Genomic DNA, 14,362 nt, shown 5'->3' on the forward strand with positions numbered 1-14,362 from the left:
GCGTATTTACATGTTGATGTTGATAAACTACACGATCACTAAAACACTTAGTCGTTAATATTTCGCATATAATGATAGATTTTCATTTAACTCTGATGCTATTTAAATAATTTATTAGAATAAACAATTAATTATAGATAATTGTCTTTATCATACTCACCTAAGTAATCAAAATATTAACTGTTTTTGCGAACTTACTAATAGGCTGTTTTTTCTATTTTTATATTAAAGATAAGTTGTTAAGTGCTAGGTTAACTGCTGGGCGTCGGTTTGCAACACTCATTCTTATCCATATTGCTTAAAAAATTCGTAGAGATTATTTTGTGCGTCAAAAAATAAAAATAGCTATAAAATTAGACAAAATTTGCGATAATAAAAAAGAGAAAGGGATATAACGTCAATGGAGATAGTGCTTAATGATAATAATTAAAGAGCAATCGAATTTTGGTTTTTTAGCTGAACACGATCCACTGTTTGTCGAATTAGCGTGTACAGCAGAGCGAGCATTTAGCAGTGATCCTAATACCACATTAATAAAATTACGGCAATTAGCTGAAGCAATGGCACAACATATTGCTGCCAAGGCTGGTATTGAATTTAATGAACGCACTTCTCAGTCTGATTTGTTGTATAAGATTAGTAATGAACTCAAATTGGAACCCATTATCCGTAATCTTTTTCATACATTACGTATTGAAGGGAATAAAGCTACTCATCAATTTAAAACCAAGCACAAAGAAGCAAAAGATGGACTTTTAGTTGCTTACAAATTAGCGATATGGTTTCACCAATCTTTTAGTCAAGCTGGTGTGCAATTTAAACCAGGACCTTTCAAACCACTTGCTGATCCTAGCGAGCACTTGCGCAGTTTACAGTCAGAAATCAGTAAACTTAAAATAGAACTAGAACAAGCCAATATTGAACTCAATTCCAGTCAACAATTTAATGAATTACTCGCTAAAGAAAAGACTGAATTTGAAACCTTAGCGTTAAAAATGGATGAAGAGGCGCGATCCCTATCTCAACAGGCCCAAGAAAATGAGGCAATGTTACTCAAACAACAGAAAGAATATGAAATAAAGATTAAGGATTTACAACAAGCACTTGCTTTACAAGATGTAAAAGCTCAAAAAGTATCTCGTAATACAATAAGTAAGAAAGCTAAAAAAGCAAGTCAACAAATAGAATTAAGCGAAGAACTCACACGAATTTTAATTGATATGCAGCTTATTGAAGCGGGTTGGCAAGCTGACACCGAACAGTTAAATTATAAAAAGGGTACTCGCCCAGAAAAAAATAAATATTTAGCCATTGCCGAATGGCCGACAGAACATAAAGGCGAAAAAGGATGGGCTGATTATGTTTTATTTGCGGGATTAACACCAATTGCAGTTGTTGAAGCTAAGAAAAAGAATAAAAATGTTTCCGGAAAAATCGGTCAAGCTGAACGTTATAGTAAAGGCTTCCAAGTATTACCACCATTGATTGGTGCCTGGGAACTTGAAAAAAGAACGATTGCTTGGCCTGATGAATCAGATTGCCACTACAAAATTCCTTTTGTTTATTCTTGTAATGGTCGTCCATACATTCAACAATTAGCTGAACAGTCAGGAACATGGTTTCGTGATGTTCGTGATGGCGCCAATTTAAAGCGTCCTTTATTATCTTTTCATTCGCCGCAAGGACTCTTAGATCTACTTAATCGTAGTCGAGAAAACGCTGAACAACAACTAAAACAAGAACCATTTGCCTATTTGCAATTAAGGGATTATCAAGAAAAAGCAATTGTTGCGACAGAAAATACCCTTTCCAAGGGGATACGAACCGCTTTACTTGCGATGGCAACAGGAACAGGTAAAACTCGCACAATTATAGGATTGATGTACCGCTTTTTAAAAACTGAACGATTTAAACGAATTCTATTTTTAGTCGATCGTACCGCTTTAGGAAAACAAGCAATAGATTCCTTCAATGAAGCGCCATTAGAACAAAACCTTACTTTATCTAAAATTTATAACTTAGCCGAGCTTGGTTCTATGGCTACTGAAGCTGAAACACGAATACAAGTGGCAACCGTGCAAGCAATGGTCAAACGCATTTTTATGAGCGATAATCCACCTTTAATCGATCAGTTTGATTGCATCATAATTGACGAGGCGCATCGTGGTTATACATTAGATCAAGAGATGACAGAAGGTGAGATGGCAATACGTGACGCCACGCAATATTTATCAAGTTATCGTCGAGTATTAGATTATTTTGATGCGGTAAAAATTGCGCTAACGGCAACACCCGCAAAACATACTAGCGATATTTTTGGTAAGCCTGTTTATATTTATTCATATCGAGAAGCTGTTGCCGATGACTGGTTAATTGATCATGAACCGCCAATACGTTACCAAACTTTATTAACACAAAATGGTATTACGTTTACCAAAGGTGAAAAAGTCAGTGCCATCAATACGCAAACCGGTGAAGTTGAAACCGCTGAATTAGAAGATGAGCTTAATTTTGAAGTCGACGCGTTTAATCGTCGGGTTATAAATGAAAACTTTAACCGAGTAATTTGCGAACAATTGGTGAATGAACTCGATCCGTTTGGTGAAGAAAAAACATTAATCTTCTGTGCTACCGATCTACATGCAGATATGGTTAAACGCTTATTAGATGATGCATTTAAGAATCTCTATAATGGTGAATATAATCAAGCAGCTGTCGCTAAAATTACCGGGCAGAGTGATAAAGTTAATCAATTAATCAAACAATTTAAAAATGAACGCTATCCAAATATAGCTATCACTGTTGATTTATTAACAACGGGTATTGATGTGCCTAAGATTTGTAATTTAGTCTTTATGCGCCGAGTCAAATCCCGTATCTTATATGAACAAATGATTGGTCGCGCAACAAGACGATGTGATAGTATAGGTAAAACGGTATTTCGAATATATGATCCGGTTGATATTTATGCCGCACTAAAAGACGTTAATACTATGCAACCGTTAGTTAAAGATCCTAATATCCCCCTTGAACAATTAATTGAGGAACTAAGTGATCCTAAATTATTATCTAAAGCATTACAAACACCTGGCGATATGGCGGGTGAAACTTATGCTGATGTAATTTTAAATCAATTAAATCAAAAATTAATGCGAATCTTGCGTAAGGCAGAGCAAAAAGCAGAAAATAAACCTGAATTAAGACAAAAGTTAGATGAATTACAAACCTTATGGGATGTTGAACCGAAAAAACTACATAATTATTTACATGAAATTGGTCCTGAATCTGCTGCGAATTTTATCAAACAACATCATGGGTTAATTAATCAATTAAATGAAGTCAATCGATTGCTAGGTAGTGAACGTTTACCACTCATTTCTCAACATGAAGATCATCTTCGAGAACGCTCGCAAAGTTATGGCTCTCACCAAAGACCCGAGGATTATTTAGACAGTTTTAATCATTTCATTCATAATCAATTAAATGAAAGTGCTGCGTTGTCTGTGGTTGTTAACCGCCCACGTGATTTAACCCGTGCGCAATTGAAAGAAGTTAAACTGTTATTGGATGGTGCAGGTTATTCGGAAGCTAATTTACGCACTGCCGTACGCAATCAAACTAATCAAGATATTGCAGCGAGTATTATTGGTTATATCCGACGTGCTGCCTTGGGCGAACCATTAATTCCTTTTGAACAACGTGTTAAACAAGCCATGCAACAAATCTACCAAAGCCATAGTTGGACACCGGCTCAACGCAATTGGTTAGATCGTTTAGCCAAACAAATTATCTTTGAGATCGTTATTGATAAAGAATTTATTAATCAACGCTTTACTGATAGTGGTGGTGCTAAGCAGCTTGATAAAATATTGGGCAATCAACTTGATACGGTATTAGATGAATTAAGCGAGGCTATTTGGTCAGCACTTACCGCATAATATAGCAAAGTCACTTGAAGTTGCTAAAATATACATTTACTCTAATTCATAATGGCGATGAAAATACTGGTCTTGCCTATTAAGTATACGAGTATAAACTTGGGATAAAAAATGACTAATAACAATATTGTACAAAAACTGTGGAATTTATGTGATGTATTGCGTGATGATGGTATTAACTATTCAGATTATGTAACTGAATTAGTACTTTTATTATTTATTAAGATGGTACATGAAAATACCGAAGCAGGGATTTTGCAAAAACATCCTTTACCTGTTGGGTGTCGTTGGACTAATCTCAATGATAAATCAGGTATTACCCTATTAAATGATTATAAAGCCATGTTATTAGCCTTATCAACAGGTAAGCGTCAAGAAATCGATCCTGAAAATCCAGAACAATACATTGAAGTGACAGTACATAATGACCCATTAATAAGCGCCATTTATGCCGATGCACAAACTCGATTACGAGAACCACGCCATTTAGAGCAATTGATTAAAACATTAGATCAAATTGATTGGTTTAGTATTCAAAAGGATGGGCTGGGTGATCTTTATGAAGGATTATTAGAAAAAAATGCCAATGAAACAAAATCCGGTGCTGGTCAGTATTTTACGCCAAGACCACTGATTAATTGTATGGTGCGGTGTATTAAACCACAAATAAAACATATCATCCAAGATCCTGCTGCCGGAACGGCAGGATTTCTTGTCGCAGCAGATCAGTATTTACGGCAACAAACCAACGATTATTATGATCTTGATGCTAAAGATGCTGATTTTCAAAAAAACGAAGCGTTTATTGGTGTTGAATTAGTACCAAATACTCGTCGACTTGCCTTAATGAATTGTTTATTACACGGTATAGAAGGCGGTAATGATGGTGCAATTTTATTAGGCAATTCACTTGGTCAAGTTGGGCAAGACCTAAAACCTGCGGATATTATTCTCGCTAATCCACCATTTGGTACCAGTAAAGGTGGCGATGCCAGTATTACTCGTAAAGATTTAACTTATGAGACCACCAACAAGCAATTAGCTTTTTTACAACATATTTACCGTAATTTAAAACCCGGTGGTCGCGCTGCCGTGGTATTGCCTGATAATGTATTGTTTGAAGCGGGTAAAGGGACTGATATTCGTCGCGATTTAATGAATAAATGTAATTTACATACAATACTACGCTTACCGACCGGGATTTTTTATGCCCAAGGTGTAAAAACCAATGTGCTATTTTTCACTAAGGGCTCAGTAACAAACAAACTGCAACAAGAAAACTGTACGCAAAATGTTTGGGTTTATGATTTGCGTACCAATATGCCAAACTTTGGTAAACGTACACCATTTACTGAGCAATATTTACAACCATTTGAAACCGTTTATGGTATCAATCCCGACGGCACCAGCCCAAGACAGGAAGGTGAATGGTCATTCAATCCAGATGATATCAAAGCAAACTCGTCAGCCAGTCAAGAAAACTTAGACGTTAATAATCAACTAGCACAATCAAGATGGCGCTGTTTTAGCCGCGATTGGATTGCTGACACAAAACAGGATTCACTCGATATCAGTTGGTTAAAAGATAAAAATAGTGTGGATGCAACCAAACTCCCAGAACCAGCCATACTCGCCAAGCAAGCAAAAGATGAGTTAATAGTTGCTTTGGATAAGTTGGAGAGTTTGTTGAGTGCTTTGGGAGGGGGTATATAACAATGGATTTATTAGAAACGAATTGGGCTAATATAACTTTAGAAAAACTTTTCACACATATTATCGGTGGTGATTGGGGAAAAGACGAAAGTTATGAGGATGATGATTACAAGATGGTTTCTTGTATACGAGGATCCGAATTCAAAAACTGGAAAAATGATTATGGTTCAACCGCAGTCAGAAGAAAGATAAAATTATCAAGTTTAATGTCTCGTTGTTTAAATAATAATGATATTTTACTCGAAATATCAGGTGGCGGACCAGATCAGCCTGTTGGTCGAACCGTGCTTATCACTCAATCTATTATTAATAACTTCCCTTACCCCGCGGTTTGTACTAATTTCTTACGTTTAATGAGACCAGTAAAGAATATTAGTGCTACATATCTGAATTATTATCTTAATAAATTTTATTTATCTGGGGAGGTAACCAATTATCAAGGAGGAAGTAATAATCTTCGTAATCTTAAGTTCAAAGAATATTCAAAGATTAACATTCCAATTCCCTCAATAAATGAACAAAAAATCATAGCTGAAAAACTTGATTTATTACTAGCCCAAGTACAAGAAACAAAATCACGCCTTGAACAAATTCCCGAACTTTTAAAACAGTTTCGGCAGTCGGTGTTATCGGATGCAGTGAGTGGTAAATTAACGGAAGAATGGCGAGAAAGTAAAAATCTAAATGATTGGAAAAATGGAATACTTAAAGATTTTATTAAAAAACCTTCATATGGAACATCTACAAAATCTAAAAAAGTTGGTTCTGTTCCTGTTTTAAGAATGGGAAATCTTAAAAATGGGAATTTAGACTGGGCTGATTTAGTTTATACATCTGATCAAACAGAGATAGATAAGTATGAATTAATAGCCGGAGATGTATTATTTAATAGAACAAATAGTCCAGAGTTAGTAGGTAAAACTTCTATTTATAGAGGTGAAAGAAAAGCTATTTATGCAGGATATTTAATTAAAATTCAGTGTTTAGATGATTTAAACCCTGAATATCTTAATTACAATTTGAATAGTCCAGAAGCAAAGCAATATTGTTATGAAGTCAAATCAGATGGAGTGAGTCAATCTAATATTAATGCACAAAAACTTGGCGAATATCCAATCCAAATTCCTTCATTACAAGAACAAAACGAAATCGTCCGTCGTGTAGAACAATTATTTGCCTATGCTGATAAAATTGAACAACAGGTTAATACAGCTTTAGAAAAAGTGAATCATTTACCGCAATCAATTTTAGCCAAAGCGTTTCGTGGTGAATTAACCGCACAATGGCGCGCTGAAAATGTTGATTTAATTACGGGTGAAAATTCAGCAGCATCCTTACTTGAAAAAATTCAGGTTGAGCGCGCGCAAAACAATAAAAACAAAAAGAAAAAATAAATGCTTCAAGAACAAATTGATTTGCTGGAAATAATCACCATTAAACAAAATAGTAACCCTGAAATCAACACATTGTTTAAAGGGTTATTATATTCACCTTGGCAATGCTCGAATAAATTAATCGATAAATATGTTACTAAATCATTAGCAAAAATAGTAAAACGATATAAACAGTCTGTGTTACATTTTGTTTTTAATACAACTAAATTTAATTACTACCAAACTTATATTTGTGGAATTGATTTAGTGCTTAGTGATAGCAAAACAGGTGAAGAAGCAAATTTCTTAGCGCAATTAAATTTGTACAAAGAAGTAATTTCGGAAGATCTCGAAAAAGCTAACCTTAACTTTGATGAATTATCATCACAAGGGCAAGGTACATTAGTCGGTTTGTATATTTATGCGACCATCGCAGTATATGAGGTGGCGGGAATTATACAACCTATCGATAATTCAAAACACTTTCATCTCAAAATTAAAAAATGTTATTTAGATGCTTATTTAATAAAACAGTTTAGAACTTTTTGCAATCAATATAGTTGTATATCAGATTATTTAACTCTCTATGAATTAACCAAGGATTTAGGACTATCTCAATTACAAAAAAATAGTGAACCATTGAAAAGTATTACTAACCATTTAGTCGATAAAACCTTATCCATTAATATCAAATATCTTGATACGCCGCTTTCTTATTCATTCCAACAACTTTTTAATCGAGCCCAACTGTTAACTTTTTTAACTTGCTTTTTAGTTGTTCATTGTTCAACACCAAATAAAATCGAATTAAAACCAGTCAACATTCATAATGTGGAAATTCTCAAAGCTGGGTTTAATCAAAATGAAATTGACAACTTAATTGCCGATATTGACAATAGAACAGGATTTTATAATACAGTATTAGAAAGAACGGAGGTGAATGATTGGCTTAACTTAAAAAATTTCAATCTTTACTACATGTTCAATATTCACGCCAAATCATTGTTAGATAAAGCGTTAAGAGCACATCAAAAATGGTTTGAAATTAACTATTTAATTCCTTATTTTCGCAAAGAGCTTGATCAAGAAAGATTTATCATTGGTCAAGGTTTCAAACGAACTAATAAATATCAAAATAGGATCGCTAATTATGATGTCGATGTTGTTATATATGATAAAAAAACAGATCTTATTTATTTTTGTCAATTAAAACACACGGTAAATTTTCTAACAACTAACTTTAGAAATGAACTAAACACATTTAGTAGTGAAATCCTTGAAAAAGGCGTTAATCAGTTAACCGCACTAAGGAAAATTATCAATGATGATTTAATCAAGCAGCAACTTATCACCGCATTTCAAAATACTCCTTTAACAAAATCATATATAAGAAAAAATGATTTCTCTAAAAATAGTCGTTTTATATTAATTCATAATATGCAAGATTTCGATCTTTGTACAAAAAATAGCATAACCTTGTATGAATGGAACACCTTGCGTAACCTACTGAAAGGGAGTTGCATTTTTACAAAAATAGATAAAGATCACTATTATCGTGGTGAAAAAATAAAAGAATTGTCGATTGATTTGGCTGATCTAAATGCGGTAAAAGAACATAGCTATATGAATAATAATATTAATTCGAGCTTCAAAATTAGTAAAGAATACCTTGAGTTATCAATATATAGCCATTCACAAACCGTCATTTTCAACAAAATAATTATAAATAATATAAAATTAGATTGTATAGCTCCTTATTTTAATTAGTTATCAATAAATTTATGACTAGATATTTTATATTTCAAGCAGGTATCTAAAAAATCCTTCCTTGCTGAAGGAAAATCAACGTCAAAACAGCAAAATTAAACTACACCAACCTAAGTCGGTGTAGTTTTGACTTTATGGCTATACTTTAAACGTAATCCACGGTTTAAGTTTAACCACTGTTTGAATCAAACCGGCGTTTTGTTGTGCTTCAATCACTGGTGTGATCGGTTTGTAGGCTGTGGGCGCCTCTTCACGTAGCCGTTCTTCTTTTAAGGTAATACATTGCCATGGCAAGTTGACCTTATCATATTCGACTTTTTTGCTACGCATAGCTTGTCGTCTTTCTGCTCGACCTGCACCGTGTGAGCAAGACCATAACCAATCTGCATTACCTTTACCTACTGCCACATAAGAGTGATCACCCATCGAACCTGGGATTAAAGCTATCTGACCAGCATAAGCCGGCGTCGCTCCTTTACGATGAATATTCATCTCATGTTCAGGCAAAATAATATTGTGCGAAATATCGACCACAAGTTGACTATCATCTTGATGAAAAATAGTTGAAAGCGATTTACGTATCAATTCGGTAATCACAATTCGATTAATCCAAGCATAACGCGCAGCAACGCCCATAGCTTGTAAATAGGCCTGTGCGTGACTATCTGTTAAACCAAACAATCCTGATTTTGGTTGCTTTTCATTAGTCGGCCATAAAGCTTTTGCTTTATCTTGCCAACGCTGACCAATGTAAAAACCAACATCACGCAATCCGGTGTGAATCATGACGACGACACTATTTTTTTCAAGACCTAATTGATAAGCTAAATGTCGATCGATAATATCATCAACAATTTGTAACTCGACAAAATGGTTACCAGATCCGACAGTACCTAAACTCGCTGGGCGGATAATATCGCGCTTTTCAAAAAAGGCTTCAGGTGCATACTGACTATCTGCCTTAATTAAGTGATTACCCGATATTTTATTAAGCTCTGCGTGTAATCGTTCATAATTAACTGAATTCCATAAACCTTGCTGCGGTAACTCCGATAACCATGCTGCAAGACCTTGATCGAATAATGCTTGAAAAGATTGCGGAGTAACAGGTACATCGCGTTCATCTTGCAATAACACACGTTTTAATTGAGCAATAATTGTCGATTTTGTTCACACACCTGATCAAAGCTTAAACCGGTGGTAAAAAGCCGCATACCGCAATTAATATCAGTACCAATTGCTTCAGGAATAATTAAATCCTGCGTAGTTGCAACAATACTACCAACAGGCGCAACCGCACCTGGATGAAAATCGGGTGTAGCACGAGCCATGCAAACTTTCCCTACACTATTAGGGACGTTCACTGATGCAAAGTTCAGAAGCTGTTCTACCGCTTTTTGCTCTAATGGCAATGGACTCGGTAACAAAATCTGAGCAGATGTATTTTCTTTATTTAAAGTATAAATATCATTATTAAAATGACTTTCAATCCCAAGACGGGACAAACGTTTTTGTAAACGGGAAAATGTAGACATAATAGCCACCTAGAAAACAATAAAAAAGCGTCCCCTCAAATCGAGAAGATAATTACTGTTTTCCTGCAGCAGCAATTAGTAGCCAACGCCACTAATCACGAGCTTGACATCACCAAACAACAAAATACCCAAGAGCTGGCGATCAAAAATGGGTTAAACAGCTTGATTTGCAATATCGACGGATAAAGTTGGTTTTCTATAGAAAAGCTAAGGGATTAATTTTAATGATTATAACCAACAAAAATTGAGGAACAATCCTCGATATATATAAGAATATAGAAAACAATAATCATTTTCTTTAATAAAATTCAACCATTCATCTAAAGATAAGTTTGTAGTATCTATAAACTCTTTATCTTTTAATTTTCCGTTCATTTAATTCCTTATCAAAATTAATAGAAAAAAAGTTATTTTATATTAGTGTTATAACTAAAAATATTCTAATTTATCTTTAAAACTATTATTAATAGTAGTAACAACTATCACTTTCTCAAAATATCATTTCTAATGCTTGTGCTTTGCCTTAGGTTATATTCGAGTATAATATTATATTTAATATGAGAGTTTTTGAATGGAAACCAATTTAATAAAAGCTATTTTATACTTAGTAAAATCGCCAGTATCTCAAATACTGCAAATGAATAGTGGAAGAAATAGAATAAATAATCAAGGCAAAGGACTTGAAGAATTTATTATTGATCTCTTTTGTGGAACTGTTGGTGAAATAGATGAACAACTACGTATTAGAAGACGAAATGAATTGTTTAGCTATCTAGGGAATCAAAATAATCCGCCTGATGCCATGATATATGCTGGTGATGCGATCGAAATTAAAAAAATTGAAACTACAAATGCTGCTATTGCTCTAAATTCGTCTTATCCAAAGGCGAAATTATTTTCAAATAGCCCTATGCTTGTCAAATCTTGTGTTTCTTGTGAGGATTGGATTGAAAAAGATATGATTTATGCAATAGGTCAGATAAATAATCAGAATTTACTTCATTCCTTATGCTTTGTTTATGGCGTAGATTATGCAGCCAGTTTAGATATTTACGAAAGAATTAAATTAAAAATTAAACAAGGAATTCTAACCATAGAGGGTGTTGAATTTTCTGAAACAAAAGAATTAGGTAGAGTAAATAAAGTGGACCCTTTGGGAATTACAAATTTAAGAATACGTGGAATGTGGCATATTGATAATCCTATTAAGGTATTTAATTATATTTATGAACCTCAAAAAAGTGCTTCTTTCAACATGATGGCACTAATTAATATTGAAAAATATTTAACATTTAGTGATGAAGATCGCAACGAATTAGAAAAAAATGAAAAAGAATTAGAAAATCTAATGATAAAAGACGTAAAGATTAAATGTCCTGATAATCCAGCAAAACTTAAAGATGCTAAACTAATCACCTTTTTCTTATAGCCAAAAGAGTCGTATATATGAATATTATTTCTTTATTTTCGGGAGCCGGCGGACTTGATTTAGGTTTCAAAAATGCAGGTTTTCAAATAGTTGTTGCTAACGAATATGATAAATCCATTTGGGAAACTTATGAAAAAAACCACTCCACACCATTAATTAAAGGTGACATTCGAAATATAAACTCAGATATATTTTTAAAAAATACAAATAAAATTGATGGGATCATTGGCGGTCCACCATGTCAAAGTTGGTCTGAAGCTGGTGCACTAAGGGGAATTAGAGACGAAAGAGGAAAATTATTTTTTGAATTTATTCGACTTTTAGAGGATTTGCAACCTAAATTTTTTGTTGCTGAAAATGTTTCTGGGATGATGTCAAAAAGACATTTAGAAGCCGTTCAAAATATAATTCATTTATTTGATCAAGCAGGATTAGGTTATGATGTTTCTATCCAAACATTAAATGCCTGTGATTACGGTGTTCCACAAGACCGAAAACGTGTATTTTATGTTGGTTTTAGGAAAGATCTTGAAGTTAAATTTGAATTCCCAACACCTTTAAAAACAAAAGTATCATTGAAAGATTCTATTTTTGATTTACAAAATTCTGCTGTTCCTGCATTAGAAAAAAATAAATCTCATGGGGATAAATTATCTATACTAAATCATGAATATTTTACGGGTGATTTTTCAACAATCTTTATGTCTCGCAACAGAGTAAGGACATGGGATCAGCAGAGTTTTACTATTCAAGCTGGAGCTCGGCATGCACCTATCCATCCTCAAGCCCCGATTATGATTAATGTCGGTAAAGATAAATTTCAATTTGTTGAAGGTAAGGAAAAATTATATCGACGATTGTCAGTTAGGGAGTGTGCAAGAATTCAAACTTTTCCTGATGATTTTAAATTTTATTATAACTCACTTGCTGATGCGTATAAAATGATTGGAAATGCTGTACCTGTAAAGTTAGCAGAAGCTGTAGCTAATCAAATTAAAGTATTTTTACGGTAAAAAAAAATTTTCTTAAATTCTGTGTTCTTTTAGTAACAATTCGAAATAACACAGAAAATAAGAATCTTTATCAAAAATTAATTTATTGATATAACCCTCTCCACAGCCTTAATCCCCAAAATCTTAGCAATATCTTCAACCGAAACACCTTTATCCAACAAAGCATTAATCAATATTTTCTTTTCAGTCTCAGCTTTTCCTTTTATTTCTTTTGCTTTTTGTTGAGCTGTTTTAGTCTTATCCTTCTCCACCGCTAACTTCTATTTAGCAATCTGCTTTTCTTCTTTACGAATACGAACAACCACTTGATAAGCTGGGACGTATTTTAGGCTTTGTTCTAACTCGTCCATAAGTTTGGTACTGCGGAAGCTGATATAGGATTTTGGGGTGATGATTAGGTGGTAGATTTGGTTATCACGCAATAACACACGTTGCATAATGCTGTAGACATCATCCGTGCCTTCATCATGCTTGGTGAGTTTTATATCCATCTTATCGCCTTGTAAAATCAGTTAAAAAATAATGTAGCCTATTCTGTTTCGGATGGCCTGTTATTAAATAAACAATTCCGCAAGCTGACTTTTTGGGCTGTATTTTTGTTACAATTATTCAGAAGTCTATACCGTTTTAATTATTAATTAAGATTCTTGTAAATCAAAACAGATAATACAAGTTGATAAATAATATTTTATGTAATTGATTCATTTAGTCACTAGTCTAAACATCACCAAATTATTATATTGCTTAAGGTTGCAATAACAATAGTTCTACCATCCCATGAGAATCCATAGCAAAAAACATAGCCAGAAAAAATTCTGGTAATAGTAAGTTTGAAAATGTTCAATAAGAACTGATTTTTCATTAGGGAACAAATAAATATTATTTTTTAGACATAAAATAATTTACGAATTAGATAGTTAACGTATTGTGACTCTATTGACTTACTGCTAAAGCGCATATTGTGATGATTTCCAGCAATCTGGTGTCTAGCATGAAGAAGGTTTGTTATAAAAGCGACCAAGTAAACGGAAAATCGCCCACAGTTAAACTTTTTTAACAGTCAAAATCAAACAAACTACTTTGAGTACAAGTCGAAGTTGGCACGTATATGCCAACTTGAAAACAATTTAACTATGGAGATTTAAAGAAGTTTTTTGAATAATGCAATCAAGGATAAATTCTTTTCTCCTAGTCGCATAAAAAATTTCTTATCTGTCTCTTCAACAACTAACGTTGCCTTAGCCGCAATGTTTAGGCCTGCTTTTGTTACTGAAATCGCTTTGGCTCGGGTATCTTGTGGGTGAGGAATACGCTCAAAATATCCCGCTTTTTCAAGCACACGAACAACCTGAGAAGTCGTCATTGGATCACTACCGGTTAATTGTGATAACCGAGCTTGTGTCAGTGGCTCCTTTTCATAAAACCAACTAGCTACAGCTAAAACAACAAATTGTGTGTGTGTCAGTCCAATGTGTTGCAAAGCATTTCGCTGTTCCCTTTGCCAACTATTTGACACTCTCCATAGCAAAAAACCAGGGCTGTCATATGGTCCTTCAAAACAACTTGGTAAAGGCTTGTTAGATTTAGATGACAT

The 14,362-nt window shown here is 33.8% G+C and carries 9 protein-coding genes and 1 pseudogene; 6 read left to right on the forward strand and 4 right to left on the reverse strand.

Annotation, left to right across the window (positions count from 1 at the left end; translation table 11 throughout):
* Positions 1–416 precede the first annotated feature (416 nt).
* The 4 genes from hsdR (at position 417) to FcAc13_RS10575 (ending at position 8,791) form a co-directional block, all read left to right on the forward strand.
* Positions 417–3,938, forward strand: coding sequence for a type I restriction-modification system endonuclease (gene hsdR / locus FcAc13_RS10560; protein WP_187756189.1), 3,522 nt, complete (start codon positions 417–419; stop codon positions 3,936–3,938).
* A 111-nt stretch (positions 3,939–4,049) separates the two neighbouring features.
* The gene (locus FcAc13_RS10565) at positions 4,050–5,651 is read left to right on the forward strand and encodes a class I SAM-dependent DNA methyltransferase (protein WP_187756190.1); all 1,602 of its coding nucleotides are present in this window, start codon (positions 4,050–4,052) and stop codon (positions 5,649–5,651) included.
* 2 nt (positions 5,652–5,653) lie between these two features.
* Positions 5,654–7,045 carry a restriction endonuclease subunit S gene (locus FcAc13_RS10570; RefSeq protein WP_223064590.1) on the forward strand — a complete coding sequence of 464 codons (1,392 nt, stop codon included), beginning with the start codon at positions 5,654–5,656 and terminating at the stop codon, positions 7,043–7,045.
* Complete coding sequence (locus FcAc13_RS10575; protein WP_187756191.1) at positions 7,046–8,791, forward strand: hypothetical protein; 1,746 nt, start codon at positions 7,046–7,048, stop codon at positions 8,789–8,791. It abuts the gene before it with no gap.
* 138 nt (positions 8,792–8,929) lie between these two features.
* Here FcAc13_RS10575 and FcAc13_RS10580 read toward each other — a convergent pair.
* Positions 8,930–10,326 (reverse strand): annotated as a pseudogene (locus tag FcAc13_RS10580) (RtcB family protein).
* Between the two features lie 571 nt (positions 10,327–10,897).
* Here FcAc13_RS10580 and FcAc13_RS10585 point away from each other — a divergent pair.
* Entirely contained in the window at positions 10,898–11,755 is an 858-nt protein-coding gene (locus FcAc13_RS10585; RefSeq protein WP_187756192.1) for an NgoPII family restriction endonuclease, read from the forward strand.
* A 17-nt stretch (positions 11,756–11,772) separates the two neighbouring features.
* On the forward strand, positions 11,773–12,768 hold the full coding sequence (locus FcAc13_RS10590; protein ID WP_187756193.1) for a DNA cytosine methyltransferase: 996 nt from the start codon (positions 11,773–11,775) through the stop codon (positions 12,766–12,768).
* A 77-nt stretch (positions 12,769–12,845) separates the two neighbouring features.
* Here the strand turns inward: FcAc13_RS10590 and FcAc13_RS10595 are convergent, their stop codons facing one another.
* The 3 genes from FcAc13_RS10595 to FcAc13_RS10605 all read right to left on the reverse strand — a co-directional run bounded on the left by FcAc13_RS10595 (position 12,846) and on the right by FcAc13_RS10605 (position 14,362).
* A complete protein-coding gene (locus FcAc13_RS10595) occupies positions 12,846–13,019 on the reverse strand; it encodes a hypothetical protein (RefSeq protein WP_187756194.1) in 174 nt (57 codons plus the stop codon).
* 9 nt (positions 13,020–13,028) lie between these two features.
* Entirely contained in the window at positions 13,029–13,259 is a 231-nt protein-coding gene (locus FcAc13_RS10600; RefSeq protein WP_187756195.1) for a hypothetical protein, read from the reverse strand.
* 650 nt (positions 13,260–13,909) lie between these two features.
* A complete protein-coding gene (locus tag FcAc13_RS10605) occupies positions 13,910–14,362 on the reverse strand; it encodes a MarR family winged helix-turn-helix transcriptional regulator (RefSeq protein ID WP_187756196.1) in 453 nt (150 codons plus the stop codon).

Source organism: Frischella japonica (assembly GCF_014489845.1).
GTDB lineage: Bacteria > Pseudomonadota > Gammaproteobacteria > Enterobacterales > Orbaceae > Frischella > Frischella japonica.

Excerpts from the sequence above, each read along its gene's own strand:
- hsdR (WP_187756189.1), top strand. The coding sequence starts at position 417 with ATGATAATAATTAAAGAGCAATCGAATTTTGGTTTTTTAGCTGAACAC.
- FcAc13_RS10565 (WP_187756190.1), top strand. The coding sequence starts at position 4,050 with ATGACTAATAACAATATTGTACAAAAACTGTGGAATTTATGTGATGTA.
- FcAc13_RS10570 (WP_223064590.1), top strand. The coding sequence starts at position 5,654 with ATGGATTTATTAGAAACGAATTGGGCTAATATAACTTTAGAAAAACTT.
- FcAc13_RS10575 (WP_187756191.1), top strand. The coding sequence starts at position 7,046 with ATGCTTCAAGAACAAATTGATTTGCTGGAAATAATCACCATTAAACAA.
- FcAc13_RS10585 (WP_187756192.1), top strand. The coding sequence starts at position 10,898 with ATGGAAACCAATTTAATAAAAGCTATTTTATACTTAGTAAAATCGCCA.
- FcAc13_RS10590 (WP_187756193.1), top strand. The coding sequence starts at position 11,773 with ATGAATATTATTTCTTTATTTTCGGGAGCCGGCGGACTTGATTTAGGT.
- FcAc13_RS10600 (WP_187756195.1), bottom strand. The coding sequence starts at position 13,259 with ATGGATATAAAACTCACCAAGCATGATGAAGGCACGGATGATGTCTAC.
- FcAc13_RS10605 (WP_187756196.1), bottom strand. The coding sequence starts at position 14,362 with ATGTCATCTAAATCTAACAAGCCTTTACCAAGTTGTTTTGAAGGACCA.